This is a genomic window from Alteromonas sp. KS69, from assembly GCF_003989595.1.
Taxonomy (GTDB): Bacteria; Pseudomonadota; Gammaproteobacteria; order Enterobacterales; family Alteromonadaceae; genus Alteromonas; species Alteromonas naphthalenivorans.
Genome location: NZ_PYHU01000017.1, coordinates 50,969 through 66,128, shown reverse-complemented (window position 1 = coordinate 66,128; position 15,160 = coordinate 50,969). Strand labels below are relative to the sequence as shown.

At 43.7% G+C, this 15,160-nt stretch carries 14 protein-coding genes and 2 tRNA genes; 11 read left to right on the top strand and 5 right to left on the bottom strand.

Going from position 1 to position 15,160, the window contains the following annotated elements:
* Positions 1-11: 11 nt before the first annotated feature.
* The 4 genes from C7Y69_RS12415 to rsgA form a co-directional block, all read right to left on the bottom strand.
* Positions 12-701: a glycerophosphodiester phosphodiesterase gene (locus tag C7Y69_RS12415; RefSeq protein ID WP_126872921.1), complete on the bottom strand. Its 690-nt coding sequence runs from the start codon at positions 699-701 to the stop codon at positions 12-14.
* Positions 702-1,586 carry a DMT family transporter gene (locus C7Y69_RS12410; protein ID WP_126872920.1) on the bottom strand — a complete coding sequence of 295 codons (885 nt, stop codon included), beginning with the start codon at positions 1,584-1,586 and terminating at the stop codon, positions 702-704.
* Between the two features lie 3 nt (positions 1,587-1,589).
* Positions 1,590-2,540 carry an archaetidylserine decarboxylase gene (gene asd, locus C7Y69_RS12405; protein WP_126872919.1) on the bottom strand — a complete coding sequence of 317 codons (951 nt, stop codon included), beginning with the start codon at positions 2,538-2,540 and terminating at the stop codon, positions 1,590-1,592.
* 168 nt (positions 2,541-2,708) lie between these two features.
* Entirely contained in the window at positions 2,709-3,755 is a 1,047-nt protein-coding gene (rsgA, locus tag C7Y69_RS12400) for a small ribosomal subunit biogenesis GTPase RsgA (RefSeq protein ID WP_126872918.1), read from the bottom strand.
* 84 nt (positions 3,756-3,839) lie between these two features.
* On the opposite strand from rsgA, the gene orn reads away from it, so the two are divergent.
* The 8 genes from orn (at position 3,840) to ilvN (ending at position 12,640) form a co-directional block, all read left to right on the top strand.
* Positions 3,840-4,385: an oligoribonuclease gene (gene orn / locus C7Y69_RS12395; protein WP_013785622.1), complete on the top strand. Its 546-nt coding sequence runs from the start codon at positions 3,840-3,842 to the stop codon at positions 4,383-4,385.
* A gap of 104 nt (positions 4,386-4,489) precedes the next feature.
* Positions 4,490-4,565: transfer RNA gene (locus tag C7Y69_RS12390), tRNA-Gly, on the top strand.
* A 183-nt stretch (positions 4,566-4,748) separates the two neighbouring features.
* A tRNA-Gly gene (locus tag C7Y69_RS12385) sits at positions 4,749-4,824 on the top strand.
* Between the two features lie 751 nt (positions 4,825-5,575).
* Entirely contained in the window at positions 5,576-8,947 is a 3,372-nt protein-coding gene (locus tag C7Y69_RS12380; protein WP_126872917.1) for a TonB-dependent receptor, read from the top strand.
* Positions 8,948-9,086: 139 nt separating this feature from the next.
* Positions 9,087-9,581 carry a DUF4442 domain-containing protein gene (locus C7Y69_RS12375; protein ID WP_013785620.1) on the top strand — a complete coding sequence of 165 codons (495 nt, stop codon included), beginning with the start codon at positions 9,087-9,089 and terminating at the stop codon, positions 9,579-9,581.
* A gap of 260 nt (positions 9,582-9,841) precedes the next feature.
* Positions 9,842-10,222 carry a DUF413 domain-containing protein gene (gene maoP, locus C7Y69_RS12370; RefSeq protein ID WP_013785619.1) on the top strand — a complete coding sequence of 127 codons (381 nt, stop codon included), beginning with the start codon at positions 9,842-9,844 and terminating at the stop codon, positions 10,220-10,222.
* Between the two features lie 202 nt (positions 10,223-10,424).
* Entirely contained in the window at positions 10,425-12,143 is a 1,719-nt protein-coding gene (locus tag C7Y69_RS12365; RefSeq protein ID WP_013785618.1) for an acetolactate synthase 3 large subunit, read from the top strand.
* Positions 12,143-12,640, top strand: coding sequence for an acetolactate synthase small subunit (gene ilvN / locus C7Y69_RS12360; protein WP_013785617.1), 498 nt, complete (start codon positions 12,143-12,145; stop codon positions 12,638-12,640). The genes C7Y69_RS12365 and ilvN overlap by 1 nt, the downstream gene beginning before the upstream one ends.
* 71 nt (positions 12,641-12,711) lie before the next feature.
* On the opposite strand, the gene C7Y69_RS12355 is transcribed toward ilvN, so the two are convergent.
* Complete coding sequence (locus C7Y69_RS12355; RefSeq protein ID WP_126872916.1) at positions 12,712-13,671, bottom strand: hypothetical protein; 960 nt, start codon at positions 13,669-13,671, stop codon at positions 12,712-12,714.
* Positions 13,672-13,850: 179 nt separating this feature from the next.
* Between C7Y69_RS12355 and tatA the strand changes: the two genes are divergently transcribed.
* Genes tatA through tatC form a run of 3 tightly spaced genes read left to right on the top strand, consistent with a single transcriptional unit; the run spans position 13,851 to position 15,145 of the window.
* On the top strand, positions 13,851-14,090 hold the full coding sequence (gene tatA, locus C7Y69_RS12350) for a Sec-independent protein translocase subunit TatA (protein WP_013785615.1): 240 nt from the start codon (positions 13,851-13,853) through the stop codon (positions 14,088-14,090).
* Positions 14,090-14,389 (top strand): Sec-independent protein translocase protein TatB, encoded by a 300-nt coding sequence (gene tatB / locus C7Y69_RS12345; protein ID WP_013785614.1) that lies wholly within the window; start codon positions 14,090-14,092, stop codon positions 14,387-14,389. Before tatA ends, tatB begins: the two co-directional genes overlap by 1 nt.
* A complete protein-coding gene (gene tatC, locus C7Y69_RS12340; protein ID WP_013785613.1) occupies positions 14,390-15,145 on the top strand; it encodes a twin-arginine translocase subunit TatC in 756 nt (251 codons plus the stop codon). It abuts the gene before it with no gap.
* The last annotated feature ends 15 nt before the right edge of the window (positions 15,146-15,160 follow it).

Sequence of the window (15,160 nt, the reverse complement as noted above, 5' to 3'; positions counted from 1 at the left end):
ATCCTTAGCCCTTAACCCACAACTCGCTTTGCAATTTCGGGCACGTTGGTAAAAATACCGGTTACGCCCCATAGCTTCAATTGAAGCATATCTTCTGGCTCGTCTACCGTATAAACATACACATCCAATCCTTCTTGTTTCGCCGCATTTACAAAATCAGCATTCACCACATCTAACGCAATATTAATAGATTTCGCTTTAAGCTGACGGGCACAGTACGTTGCATCAAGTGCGTAGGTGGCGGTTAATGCGCCAATGGCCACCTGTGGCCATAATGCGCTTATTTCGGCTAGCCAATGGTGATTAAACGAAGAAATAAGTAGGGAATTTGGGTTTATCTGTGCATCTTCTACTGCACGCTTTACGTCTTGCACCCAAGCTTCAGCATTGCGCAAGTGCTTCACTTCAATATTACACAGCGCACCATCTGGTACGGTAGCCAGCACTTCTTCCAAGGTAGGAATAACTTCACCTTCCCCAGCATCTAGCTGCTTTAAATCCGCCAGTGAAGTTTGTAATAAAAATCCTGAACCATTTGTGGTGCGCCCAAGGGTTTTATCGTGAAATACTATAATGGCGTCATCATGCTGGTAGGTGTCGAATTCTATACCATCAGATTGCTGCTCGAAGGCTAGCGTAAATGCTTTAAGCGTGTTTTCAGGCGCAAGCGTACTCGCGCCCCTGTGGGCAATAATAAGCATTTAGTCGCTGTCCTTTTCTGACTTACCGTGTAGCTTATGGGTATTTAAGGTTTCGTAGATAGATGCTGAGGTGATAAGAATACCACCTAAAAGTGTGCTCCCACTGGGGTTTTCATCTAGCAGCAATACGGCAAGAATAACCCCGTAGAAAGGCTGCATACAGGCAATCAGCGAAAAGGTTTTAGCGCGTAAATGCCGTAAACTTGCCGCAATGAGTGCATGTGGCAACGCGGTAAAAACCGTACCTAATAGCAAAAGCATTAACCATGCACTCATCGGGGCATTTGCAATTTCATTACTGCCGGTAGGTAGCAGGAAAATAGCAATCACCAAGGTTTGCCATGCCATGGCTTTAGCGCCACTGTATTGTTTGAAGTGTTTTCGATGTATTAGGTTTCTGAACGCGTAAAGCACCGCAGAACCCACGCCAATCAGCACCCCTAAAGTGATGTCATTATCCAGTGACGTTTCAGGCACAATAAAATACACGCCTGCAATAACGGTCAGCGCAGATACAATATCTTGCCATACCAAGCTTACTTTTTCGAAGAACGGCTCTATCAGTACCGTAATCACCGGAAACGTGAATAGTGCAATCATACCCACCGACACACTAGAGTATTGCATCGCCGCAAAGTAGGTTACCCAGTGCAAGGCCATTAAGATACCTAGCCCTATGGCTATAAGATAATCCTTGCGGCTTGCCAGCGCCAAATTTTCGCTAGAAAATTTCAGGAAGAGAAATAATGCGATACAGGCAAATACCGATCGCATTAGCGTAATATCACTGGCACTCAGGGGCACTAAATGTGAAAAAAGTGCGGTACCGCCCAATAATACAACGGTAAAGTGCAGTGATATCAAACTTCGTTTTACTGCATTCATAAACTAGCTTGTTGTCGCTTGCGTGCCTAAATCAGCGCTTGCGTCATCGCCAGTGTTATCGCCTAAATCAGCGCTCGCATCAGTATTTACTGGCGCGTTCGTAACAAAAGCCATGGGTTCACCTAGGCGAGTTATTTGCCCAGGCGCTAATGCATCAAAATCTATCATGTCTTTTTCGAAACATACCACAATGGTAGAGCCTAGTTTAAAGCGACCTAGTTCGTCACCTTTTGCAAGGTGTACGCTCGCTTCGGTATCTTTCTCGTAAGTCCAATGTTGTACATTTTTACCTGTAGGCGGCGACACAGTACCTGCCCAAACGGTTTCTATACTGGCAACAATCGTAGCGCCCACTAGTACCATAGCCATTTTGCCTACTGGCGTATCGAATAACGCCACAACGCGCTCGTTACGGGCAAATAAACTTGGAATGTTTTGTGCGGTAAGCGGGTTTACAGAAAACAACTCACCAGGCACATAAACCATGTCGGTAAGCGTGCCCTCTACCGGCATATGAATGCGGTGGTAATCTCGAGGGGCTAAATAAATGGTGGCAAATTTTCCGTCTTTAAACGGCGCCGCTAAATCTGGCTTACCGCCTAATAAGCTGGTTAGGCTGTAATCGTGTCCTTTAGCTTGAAATATACTGTCAGCTTCAATGTCGCCAAATTGACTTACCGCCCCATCTACCGCTTGAATTAACACGTCTTCTCGTGGGTCAACGGTGCGCGCTTCAGGTTTTAGTGGGCGAGTAAAGAAGGCATTAAAACTGCGATAATGCGCAGGATCTGAATGCAATGCCTCGCTCATATCAACATTATATTGCTTGATGAAAAGCTTGATAAGAAACGTAGTGAAACCACCAAGCTCTGCTGCCGCTAATTTGCCTACTAGGCGAGACAACAAATGTTTAGGGGTAATGTATTGTAAGTTTATTTTAAGCCAGTCCAGCACGAAAGCTCTCCATTAAAAAGACAGGTTAATTGTACCCTAACTTATAAGCGCGTAAGCAACTTTAAGATTATGTATGCTACAAACTTGGAATAAGCCAGAAAGGTTGGGCTTGTTGAAGTCGTGTCTATATTCTGTTTCAACAAGCCAAACAAAGCGTAAATATAAGCCTTATGCGCCAGGTGGTTGGCTGTGGCTCGGACGTTGCTCGTCCATGGTGGTTAATATTTTGTGGTAGCTAGCAAAACGCTCGGCATTAATCTTACCTTCTTCTACGGCTTCCCGAAGAATGCAGCCAGGGTCGTTAAGGTGTTTACAGTCACGGAATTTACACCCACCTAAGTAATCCCTAAATTCAATAAAGCCCCAAGTAATGCGTTCGGTAGGAATGTGCCATAAGCCAAATTCTCGGACGCCTGGAGAATCTATTAAATCACCGCCAGCCGGTAAATGCAGTAGCTTGGCTGCGGTGGTGGTGTGTTGGCCTAAGCCTGAGTTATCTGATACTTCCCCGGTGAGTATGTCGGCACCAGGTAATACTTTATTAATTAAGCTAGATTTCCCTACACCCGACTGACCTACGAAAACACTTACATTGTTATCAAGATAGGCATTAAGTTCATCAATACCTTCACCGGTCTTACAGCTGGTGAAAAGCACTTCATAACCTAAATCGTTATAAACCTTTAATTGTTCATTAATGGTTTCTCTTTCGCTTTGTGAAAGAAGCTCCACTTTGTTTAAAACAATAAAAGGGGTAATGCCAATGTCTTCACAAGCCACTAAATAGCGGTCGATAATGTGCGTAGAGAGTGATGGAAGGGTAGCGCTTACCACAATAATTTTATCGATATTAGCCGCAATGGGCTTTATGCCGTCGTAAAAGTCGGGGCGGGTGAGGACTGAATGGCGATCGTTAACTATTTCAATAACACCACGTACACTACCAGAGTCGGCATCGTCGCCTTTACTGAATAGTACTTTATCACCACATACCACAGAGTCTACTGTACGGCGGATATGACACCGTGACACATTGCCCTCGGCGTCTTCAACATCGGCATGTTTGCCAAAGCGACCCGTCACAACGCCGCTCATCAGTTGGCTTTCATCTACTGACGTTTGCTTGTTGTCACCATGCTTATCTTGCAGCCGTTTGCTTCTGTTAGCTGCGACTTGGCGTTTCTGTCTATGTGTAAGTTTTGGTTTTTTCGCCACGATTCTTTTCTAGTTCACGTATACTGCGCTTATAATAACGTTTGTAGGGCATGGTTGCCATGCCTCAGTACTAAGAGGAAGCCGATGACAAAGCACGACAGTAATTTAGTGTGGATTGATATGGAGATGACAGGGCTCGATCCAGAGACTTGTGTGGTGATGGAAATTGCAACCATAGTGACAGATGCACAGCTAAATGTGCTTGCTGAAGGCCCCGTTATTGCAGTGCATCAGCCTGATGATGTACTTGATAATATGGATGAGTGGTGCACCCGTGTACACGGTGAAACTGGGCTTACTGCACGTTGTCGAGCCAGTTCGGTGAATGAAGCTGAAGCCGCCCGTCAAACGATGGCGTTTTTATCTGACTATGTTGATGCCGGTAAATCTCCTTTGTGCGGAAACACTATAGGGCAAGACAGACGCTTTATGGTGAAGTACATGCCAGAGCTAGAAGATTACTTTCATTACCGCAGTATTGATGTGAGCAGCGTAAAAGAGCTGATTAAGCGATGGAAGCCAGAAGTATTAGATGGATTTGATAAAAAGGGGGTTCACCTAGCCCTTGATGATATTCGAGAGTCTATTGAAGAAATGCGCTACTATCGTGAGAAAGTGTTCACGATTTAAGCGGGAAAGGTGCGTTTGTACAAAAAAATCCAATTAATGGTTGCCAAATAAAAATATTTTTGTACAATGCGCACCACTTCAAAACGAAGTGCCTTTTTTTGTATGCGGGAATAGCTCAGTTGGTAGAGCACGACCTTGCCAAGGTCGGGGTCGCGAGTTCGAATCTCGTTTCCCGCTCCAAAAAACTTAGTGTGAATCGAAAGGTTTATACTCAGAGTGTGAAAGCGCGACCCCACGGGTCACGACCGGTTCCCGGCGACCGAGTGTCGGCCAGTTACAAGTCTCGTTATCCGCTCCAAAAAAAACTCCTATCACAATCCAAATGGTAGTGAGTATCATCAGATGCAACAGCATCGACTCTATGCGGGAATAGCTCAGTTGGTAGAGCACGACCTTGCCAAGGTCGGGGTCGCGAGTTCGAATCTCGTTTCCCGCTCCAAATTTTCATGATTTAAGTAATCAATTAAAATTACTTAGTTTGAATAATACGACCCCTGTGGGCCCGCGACCGGTTCCCGGCGAGCAACAAATCTCGTTTCCCGCTCCAAATTTTCAAATGTAAAATTAAATCAACCTACTTCAGTTTGATTAATACGACCCCTGTGGGCTCGCGACCGAATGTCGGCCAGTCACAAATCTCGTTTCCCGCTCCAAATTTTCAAATGTAAAATTAAATCAACCTACTTCAGTTTGAATAATGCGACCCCCGTGGGCCCGCGACCGGTTCCCGGCGTGCGAGTGTCGGCCCAGCGAATGTCGGCCAGTCACAAATCACTTTTCCCGCTCCAATTATTCAATAGTGAATACTTATTCGAAGTTAGGTACAAGTAATTGTTTAAATTTAGTGCAATTGTGCATTTCTGTAGTGCAAATTAAGCTTAATTGTGTTTTTAAAAAAACATTTGCACTTATTTAGAGCTTTCCATGTTGTTCAAATTAATTTCTCTGCATTTTAAATAGATTTTATTAAATACTTATGCATAATTCTCGGCGCAATAAGGCCGTCAATGCACTTTACGCCTAATTTACATAGGCATGGACCTTGCAATTGAGCTGCATAAATTGTCGAAATAAAAACTATAAATCAACAGTTTTCGTAAACGCACCATTTTCGCGCCCATGCATTGTTAAGAAACATTATAAAACACAATCGTTACCGAATAATAAAAACTAGCTGGAGAAACACACAAATGGCTTTTCAATCATCGAAGCATTACTGCACCACATTATTAGCAAGTGCAATAGCATCTGCGCTTGCACTGAATGCAGGCTTAGCACAGGCACAGGAAGATGCCGAAGTAAAAGAACAGGATGTTGAGAAGGTACTTGTTACGGGCTCACGTATTGCTAGAGATCCAAATTTAGCATCTCCTTCACCTGTTCAATCTATTTCAGAAGAAGATATTCAGCTTTCAGGCGAATTCTCAATTACTGACGTCATCAATGATATTCCTGCGTTATTTTCATCTACGAGTTCAGAAAGCTCTATCGACTCAGGAACTTTCGCTGATGGGGCAAACGTTTTAAATTTGAGAGGTTTGGGGACCAACCGTACGTTAACCTTGGTAAATGGTAGAAGACATGTTGGTGGCGTAGCGGGTTCGGCCGCCGTTGATGTTGGTTCTATTCCGGTTAAGCTTATCAAATCTGTTGAGGTGCTTACCGGTGGCGCGTCTGCTGTATACGGTGCCGATGCTGTTACAGGTGTAGTTAACTTTATTCTTCGTGATGATTATGAAGGGTTCGAATTTGATGTAAATTCTGGGATTTCATCAGAAGGCGACGGTGAGCAAATTAGCATGTCGGCCTTGTATGGTAGGAACTTTGATAACGATAAAGGTAATTTTGCCGTTAGTGTTGAGTATCAGAATGACGAAGGTGTAAGGGTAAGTGAGCGTGATAATGGGTTGATCATTGGCTCAGCACGAGATTGGACAAACCCTGCGTTACGCTTTCAGCAAGGGGATATTGGAAGCAGTACTCCGAATTTGTCACAGTATTACAACTACGATAATACAGGCCTATTCAACTTTGGTTTAAGCATACCAAGTCAAGATGATTTTATACAAAATTTCACTGATCAATTTGGTAGTGCGCCCAATCTTACCGCTGAAGAATTAGCCTTATTCCAACGTGCTACTAGCGTTAATCCTCGTGCAGTTCTTCCTTACAGGACATTTCCATTTACATCTGGGTATGGCTATATCGTGCCGGGTAACCCCTACACGTTTGAAGGGTTCGATCCTTCAACCAACATAGACTTAGATGGCAACGGAACTCCCGATTGTTTAGACTCATTTTCAGGCTACAACAGTTCATTTGGTGCCGCGTCATTCGGTGCATTAGGTGGGTGTTGGAATGTTACAGAAAACGGTTCATACCGACCTATTCAAGATGGTTTAGTTTCTGGGAATTTTGAAGGTTTCGGTGGAGACTCTTTTAATACAATTCAACAGCAACGCGGTTACCTTATTACGCCTAACGATAAAATATCGCTTAATTTCTTAGGTCACTACGATTTATCCGAGAGCATGACAGTTTTTGGTGAATTAAAGTACGTGGTGCAAACAACAGAAAATGAAAGCCAACCGTCCTCTTATTGGGATCTACTTTTTGGTGCAGCTGATAACCCTTATTTGCCAGAGTTTATCCAACCTATTGCTAATGAGCTTGGTGGTGTTGCAATTACCGCAGACCCTATTGGCATTGGCCAAGGTAAAATTGAAAACGAACGTCGCACACTTCGTGCGGTTTTAGGTATTGAAGGTTATTTTGAAAATGATTGGGAATACAACTTAGCTGTAAATTATGGCAGGTTCGAATTCGAACAAAAAGGAACTGAAAATAACGTTATTGTTGATCGCTTTTTCTCAGCAATTGACGCTGTTACCGACCCCTCTACCGGTGAAGCTACTTGTCGCGTCAATCTAGACGCGAATACTCCTCAGGTAACAACCGCCTTTAACATTCCGGTTTATGACCCTGGATATTTTTCATTTACACCCGGAGACGGTAGCTGTGTCCCACTGAATATATGGGCAGGTGCGACGGGTATTTCACAAGAAGCAGTAGATTGGATCACCAATGATAGCCGTGATCAAACCACGCTAGAACAGCTAGTTATAAGCGGCTCTATTGCTGGCGACTCTTCTGATTACTTTGAGTTGCCTTACGGCCCAGTCTTTTTCGCTCTAGGTGGTGAATATCGCAAAGAGAAATCTGAAGCAACGTTTGATAATTGGCAGTTAGGTGTCCTTCCTGAAGGCTCACAATACCAATCTGGTACGTTAATATCTGAGTATTCGACCAATAACTCCTTAGTGTTTCAACCTTCAATCAAAGTTGCGAACGAAACAGGTGATTTTGATGTTAGCGAGATATTTGTTGAAGTGTCTTTACCTCTGATAGAAGGAGAGATGCTGGTAGAAGAGCTTACTTTAGATTTGGCAGCTCGGTATTCTGATTACTCTACCATCGGTGATACAACAACGTGGAGAGCAAATTTAATGTACTCGCCGTTTGATGACTTGATGATTCGTCTGTCTCAGTCGCAAGCCATCCGTGCTCCGAATATCAATGAGTTATTCGGGCCTGAGGTCGGAGCCACGTTCCGTCCTACCGATCCATGTAATGCGAGTGTTATCGAAGGGATAAGAGGCAACGACGCAAATGCTGCCGATATTATTCAAGCAAACTGTGTTGCTGACCTTCAGTCCATCGGCTTCGATCCTATTGATGAAAATGGCAATTATATCTACACCGATCCATTGTCGGCAGCTTTCCCTGGTGTGACCGGAGGTAACGCTGAACTTCAAGAAGAAACGGCAGATACCACAACCCTAGGTTTTGTATATCAGGCGAGTTGGCTAGAAGGCTTCTCGTTAACCGCAGACTACTGGAGTATCGAAATTGAATCAGCAATCAGTTCAGTAACATCAGACGATATAGTTAATGGCTGTTATTCTGGCGAAACGCTGAACGAAAACTTTTGTTCGTTATTTACAAGAAATACTGATTCAAGCTCTCCACAATTTGGTGGGTTCAACTTTCTTCGTACAACGGCGGTTAACTTTGCACGTCTTGAAACATCAGGAGTTGATTTTAGCGTAGGTTACGATTTCGCCGTCGGTGCACATAATTTTATGACGAAAGTATCTGGTACTAAAGTTAATGAGATTGATCAGTACACTAACCCTAATGATCTAAACGATGTAAATCCAGAGTTGGGCGAGGTTAATAAACCAGAGCTTGCTGGCAACATTAATCTGACTTGGCAGTGGGAAGACATTCAAATTGGTTGGCAAACACAATATATGGATGAGCAGCTAGTCGGTTACGTGGAAATTGAAGACTACGAACGAGGCGATTATGATGACTCGGTCGTTATGGATGAATTTTGGCAGCACGATATCAATTTCTCTTACAATATTAACGAAGAGCTTATGGTGTATGGTGGAATCAAAAATGTGACTAACGAAGAGCCGTTTTTGACCAATTTCGCCTACCCAGCTAGTGCTCGAGGTCGATTCTACTTCGTAGGGATAGATATGCGACTTGAGTAACATTAATTAGTTAAGTGACTTAAGAAGCAGCGCTCAGCGCTGCTTTTTTGTTCTATACAACAAATATACTTGCAACAGCACAGCGTTAATATTAAGTTAACTGGTCTAACCAGAAGAAGTGTATTTCAGAGAGAAAATTATGTCCGTACCAAACCCGTTGCGCAACTTTGCGAAAAAAGCCAATACCTATCCAACATGGCTTCGCCAACGCATGTTGACTTGGATGTTCCGCTACAAAGTGAAACTAACGGGCACGGTCAGTATCGATATTCTGGAAACCGATTTGAAATCGGTAACGTTTCGTCAAAAAAACTACAAGAAAGCACAAAATCATATTGGCAGTGTGCATGCGGCTGCAATGGCATTGCTAGCGGAGTCTTCTACGGGCTTTGTAGTTGGAGTTAACCTTCCTGGTGACAAGTTACCGCTGATTAAAGAAATGAATTTTAAATATGTGAAGCGCGCACAGGGCGATATGCATGCAGTAGCGCACCTTACCGATGAACAAATAGCGTTAATGCAAACTCAAGAGAAAGGTGAAGTTACGGTAGCGGTTAAAGTAACCGATGCTCAAGGTATCGAGCCTGTTCTGTGTGAAATGATTTGGGCTTGGGTGCCTAAAAGCAGGAAGTAGTACCTGTATTTAAAAAATAGGCCGAGTACGCCTGATTACCATGTGTGCGTTGCGTATGTAACGCGCATGTTCAATCTAAGCATTTTACAGTTTTATTAAGTTTTCTCTTATCTCGTTTTTCAGTTTGACAGCATTCTTAATCCCAACTATCTAATTATCAGTGTAATGAGCCAAGCGACACAGATGCGCGGCTAATGGGTCCTCATCGGCGCACGATGGGGAGTATGATAATAGCTATAAAGGCTGAGATAAGGGGTCATATGACAACATTATCCAGAGAGAAACTGATCAACCGTCCGTTTGCTGATAAAAAGCATTACCCATATGGCTTCGCTCGCTCCGGTGATTTTTCAATTTCTGAAAGTAAGTTATTGCAAGCCCATGGTAGTTTGTTTGCAGCCTTAGTAGATGGCAAGATTGAACCTAGTTCTGATGTCGAAATTAACTATCTTAATGCTGCGTTAGGGCAATGTGAGCCACAAACGCCTCAGGCAAAAGCATGGATAAAATATCAAAACCGAATTAACCGGCCCAAAGCAGCCAGTATTTATGGTTCAAAGCGAGTAGTTACCGAAGATACAGACGATACTGTCGAAATAGATGACGATAATGACCTAGAAATAAATATAGATGACGATTAATTGTTAAATTATTGTGAAGCTTATCCTAATATTAGCTATTAATTTCATCGCATCAAAAGATTCATCCTAATTATCTTGAATATTGGGATATATATCTCACTTTTGTGCGGTTTGGTGTTTTATCTTCCTACTTCCTTCGTTATAGTCCGCTCATCGTCAACATTCGCTGACAATACACCAAACCGATACAGGAGAGAGAACTGTGAAAATGATGTCGGGCGCTGCCATGGTGGTAGAAGCGCTAAAAGATGTAGGAGTAACACATGTGTTCGGCTACCCAGGTGGTGCCGTACTAGACATTTATGACGCTTTATATGCGCAAGAAGATGTCGAACATGTCCTCGTGCGTCATGAACAGGCAGCCGCTCATATGGCGGATGGTTATGCACGTTCAACTGGCAAAACCGGCACAGTCCTCGTCACTTCAGGCCCTGGCGCAACCAATACCATCACCGGTATTGCTACCGCTTATATGGATTCAATTCCAATGGTTGTATTGTCTGGGCAAGTACCTTCAATGCATATTGGTGAAGATGCCTTCCAAGAAACTGATATGGTAGGGTGTTCTCGTCCAATCGTAAAACACAGCTTTCTAGTAAAGCGCGCGGTAGATATTCCAGAAGCCATTGCGAAAGCGTATTACATTGCAAATACGGGTCGCCCTGGCCCAGTGGTAGTCGATTTACCAAAAGACATTGTTAATGTTGCTGAAGATCACCCTTACGTGTTCCCAACCGATGTGACAATGCGTTCGTATAACCCAACCGAGCGTGGGCATACAAAGCAAATTAAGAAAGCCGTCGCTTCTTTGGTAAAAGCCGAACGTCCAGTACTTTATGTTGGTGGTGGCGCGGTTACATCTGAAGCGTCGTCACGAGTTATCGAATTAGCTGAAAAGTTAAATGCACCAGTTACCTGTACGTTAATGGGGCTAGGTGCCATGCCAGGCACACACGAGCAGTTCGTGGGTATGCTAGGTATGCACGGCACACTTGAAGCAAACAAAACCATGCATAATGCTGATTGCATTATTGCCTTGGGTGCACGTTTCGATGATCGCGTTACTAACAACGTAGCGAAATTCTGTCCGCATGCCGATATTATTCATGTGGATATCGACCCGGCGTCTATCTCTAAAACCATTAACGCGCATATTCCGGTAGTTGGCTCAGTCGATAAAGTACTCGACCAAATTTTAGAACAGCTTGTTAATAAAGACTTGTCTGGTCAAAAAGAGAAGTTAGCGGATTGGTGGCAACAAATTACCCAGTGGCGCTCTCGTGAATGTTTGAACTACGAGCAAGGCGATACGGTAATTAAGCCACAGCAAGTTATCCAGTCCATTTACAAGCACACCAATGGTGAAGCTTATGTAAGTTCTGATGTTGGTCAACATCAAATGTTCGCTGCCTTATATTATCCATTTGATAAACCTCGCCAGTGGATTAACTCAGGTGGCTTAGGCACCATGGGCTTTGGTTTACCTGCAGCGATGGGCGTACAGTTTGCACACCCTGAGTCTACCTCGGTAGTGGTAACGGGTGACGGTAGTATTCAAATGAATATTCAGGAACTATCTACCTGTTTGCAGTACAACTTGCCGATTAAAATCATTACCTTGAACAACCGCGCATTAGGCATGGTTCGTCAGTGGCAAGATATGATTTACAAAGGTCGTCACTCGCATTCCTATATGGACTCAATGCCAGATTTTGTGAAGCTTGCAGAGTCTTATGGCCATGTAGGTATCAAAGTAGATAAATTAGATGAATTAGATGCAGCGATGGAGAAATGTTTCAGTCTTAAAGACCGCCTTGTGTTTATGGACATAGCGGTAGATCAGAACGAGCACGTATATCCAATGCAAATTAAGTTTGGCGCTATGGATGATATGCGCTTAAGTAAGACGGAGCGTACCTAATGAAACGTATAATTTCTGTATTAATGGAAAACGCACCTGGCGCGTTATCTCGTATCGTAGGTGTTTTTTCACAGCGTGGTTACAACGTAGACTCTCTTTGTGTAGCCCCTACTGACGATGGCAGCTTATCTCGCCTTACCATCATTACCCATGGTGATGATAAAGTCATTGAGCAGATTACTAAGCAAGTGAATAAGCTTATTGATGTGCTTAAAGTGGTGGATTTAACTGAAGGCACTCATATTGAGCGTGAGTTGATGCTAATTAAAGTGGCGACTCGCACTGAATCAGTACGTGCTGAAGTAAAGCGCAATAGTGATATTTTCCGTGGGCGCATCTTAGATGTTCATGCGAATAACTACACCATTGAAATTACGGGCACTACCGACAAACTAGACGCTTTTGCGGCTACCATGGCCCAATGTGCGGAAGTGATTGAATCATCACGCACAGGCGTGTGTGGTTTAGCAAGAGGCGAGCGCGCGTTACGCCCTTAACGGGTGAAAATTAACGTGCAAAGCGAAGCACATAAAGCGCCAAAGAAATGAAAAAGGGCGAGTAACGAGAGTTACTCGCCTTTTCCGTAATAAGCTTCTAAGCGAAGTGCCATACCATAAGACGGCGAGAAGTCCTCACTTCGAAGCCATAATACAAATGGTTCTACCTCGAAATAAAGCCATTCTCTTATTGGATTGCTGCGCCAACGTAAACCTGTGTACACCTCTTCTACTTGATAGGTAGGTTTATTCAAGCCTTCCACCATAAAGCTATAAACCAAAGCATTGTGGTTGTTGATAGGGTACAAGTGTTGTATCTCGTGTCGCCACAACCAGTCGTTGCTATTGTCTCGAAAATAAAAGCGGTTGTTTAACCGAGTGACGTTGTTGTTACTACTAACATGCTGGATAGAGGTGCCTAACTCTGCGCCAAATTGATCCCGCGTGTATTGATATATTTCAGTGTCGTAAAGCATGGCCCAATGGGAGTTAAATGCATAGGCATCACGGTAACGAGCTTTTACATAGAGCTGATCCCGTCTTCCTGCACCAACACGAAATGAATAGTGAGAGTTTATATTGGGGCGAAACCGCAGCGAAATGGTCGTATTGTCTTGTCTTCCCAGTGAGGGAGAACGCGCCGCTTTTATCGTATCGCTTTGGGTTTCATCTTCGTTGTCACTTAATAGCAAGTCTACGCGATTTTCGAGGTGGGGGAGTGAAACACGAATACGAAAACGAAGATCGGTTTCTGCGATATCTCTGGTTCTAGGCTCCCAGCTAAGTTGAATTCTCCCTTCTGCTTTCGCCTTTCCTTTGGCTTGTGAACCATCGGAGAACAAGCCATCGAACTTACTTACGGTAAAGTCCATAGAGTCGGTGAAGCTGCGTTGCCACACATCAAACCATTGCATAGGCTGGTGAGGTTCAACATTGTTTTGTGCATTATTCACTACCTCATGGGTAGGAATAGGCTGGTTATCACTCTGGTCAGTAAGCAATAAACACAATGAGACTGCTAAACACAACATAACAACCCAAACTCCCTCTAACGATTACTCGGTGAAATGATATCCGTATCAGTTAATTACCATCAGGATGCTTGTTGTGATAATAAACGTCAACGATTATTCATCCACGTAAATATTCACGTGAAAGCTAGCGCTTTGGGTGGCATACTGTCCTTACTGTTGTATCGGAGATTATTTTTATGGGCGGTATTGGAATCTGGCAGTTACTCATTATCTTAGTAATTGTAGTTTTACTTTTTGGCACAAAACGTTTGAAAGGGATTGGCACCGACTTAGGTGGCGCAATCAAAGGCTTCAAAAAAGCAGTAACTGAAAACGAACAAGATGCCGATTTCGAGCAGAAGAAGCAGGTAGAAGACAATGATACTGCTGACACTGTTTCAACGAAAACGCAGAGCGACGTTAAAGAAAAATCCTGATGTTTGACATTGGCTTTTGGGAGCTATTGGTAATTGGTGTGATGGCCTTGTTGATACTAGGTCCAGAACGTTTGCCAGGTGCCATGCGGTCCACCATTAACACTATTCGAAGTGTACGAAATACAGCAACGGGCTTTAAGCAAGAAGTTGAGCATCAGTTGCGCGTGCACGAATTACACGAAAACCTGAAGAAAGCTGAGCAGCAAGGCTTGAAAGATCTCTCGCCAGAGCTTGAACAAAGTGTTGATGAGCTTAAAAAAGCGGCTGAGTCGGTTCAGGAACCATATAAAAAACAGTAAATGTCTGACGCAAACAATTTAATATCTCATTTAATTGAGCTTCGTAGCCGCATCCTAAAAGCACTGTTAAGTGTGCTGGTGGTATTTTTGTGTTTGGCGTACTTTTCGCAAGACCTCTATCAATGGCTCGCGTTGCCGTTGCTGGATTCTATGCCAGAAAACGCTAGCATGATTGCTACCGATGTTGCCTCACCTTTTTTCGCACCGTTTAAACTTACGCTGGTGTTGTCATTCTTTATCGCTATTCCCTATGTACTTTACCAAGTATGGGGCTTTGTTGCGCCGGGGCTTTATCGTAACGAGAAAAAGCTTGTTGCGCCGCTTCTACTCTCAAGTACTTTATTGTTCTATGCGGGCATGGCCTTTGCGTATTTTGTGGTATTTCCTATCGCATTTGCGTTCTTTAATAGTGTGGCACCAGAAGGTGTTACGGTCAGTACCGACATCTCTAGTTATCTTAATTTTGTATTGAAACTCTTCTTTGCTTTTGGGGTCTCATTTGAAATTCCCATTGCCATTATCTTACTGTGCTGGACAGGGGTAACCGATGCAAAGTCACTTCGAGCAAAACGCCCCTATGTAGTAGTTGGTGCGTTCGTGGTGGGCATGTTACTTACGCCACCAGATATTATTTCTCAAACGCTCTTAGCTATTCCTATGTGGATACTGTTTGAAATAGGTGTCGTGGTAGGCAGTTTGTATGCGGGTAAAGGCCGCCGGAATAGCGACGAAGAAACTGGCACTGAAATCGAATAACAATTAAGTAGAACA

Excerpts from the sequence above, each read along its gene's own strand:
- C7Y69_RS12410 (WP_126872920.1), bottom strand. The coding sequence starts at position 1,586 with ATGAATGCAGTAAAACGAAGTTTGATATCACTGCACTTTACCGTTGTA.
- tatB (WP_013785614.1), top strand. The coding sequence starts at position 14,090 with ATGTTTGACATTGGCTTTTGGGAGCTATTGGTAATTGGTGTGATGGCC.
- maoP (WP_013785619.1), top strand. The coding sequence starts at position 9,842 with ATGACAACATTATCCAGAGAGAAACTGATCAACCGTCCGTTTGCTGAT.
- orn (WP_013785622.1), top strand. The coding sequence starts at position 3,840 with ATGACAAAGCACGACAGTAATTTAGTGTGGATTGATATGGAGATGACA.
- tatA (WP_013785615.1), top strand. The coding sequence starts at position 13,851 with ATGGGCGGTATTGGAATCTGGCAGTTACTCATTATCTTAGTAATTGTA.
- ilvN (WP_013785617.1), top strand. The coding sequence starts at position 12,143 with ATGAAACGTATAATTTCTGTATTAATGGAAAACGCACCTGGCGCGTTA.
- C7Y69_RS12355 (WP_126872916.1), bottom strand. The coding sequence starts at position 13,671 with ATGTTGTGTTTAGCAGTCTCATTGTGTTTATTGCTTACTGACCAGAGT.
- C7Y69_RS12375 (WP_013785620.1), top strand. The coding sequence starts at position 9,087 with ATGTCCGTACCAAACCCGTTGCGCAACTTTGCGAAAAAAGCCAATACC.
- C7Y69_RS12415 (WP_126872921.1), bottom strand. The coding sequence starts at position 701 with ATGCTTATTATTGCCCACAGGGGCGCGAGTACGCTTGCGCCTGAAAAC.
- tatC (WP_013785613.1), top strand. The coding sequence starts at position 14,390 with ATGTCTGACGCAAACAATTTAATATCTCATTTAATTGAGCTTCGTAGC.
- C7Y69_RS12380 (WP_126872917.1), top strand. The coding sequence starts at position 5,576 with ATGGCTTTTCAATCATCGAAGCATTACTGCACCACATTATTAGCAAGT.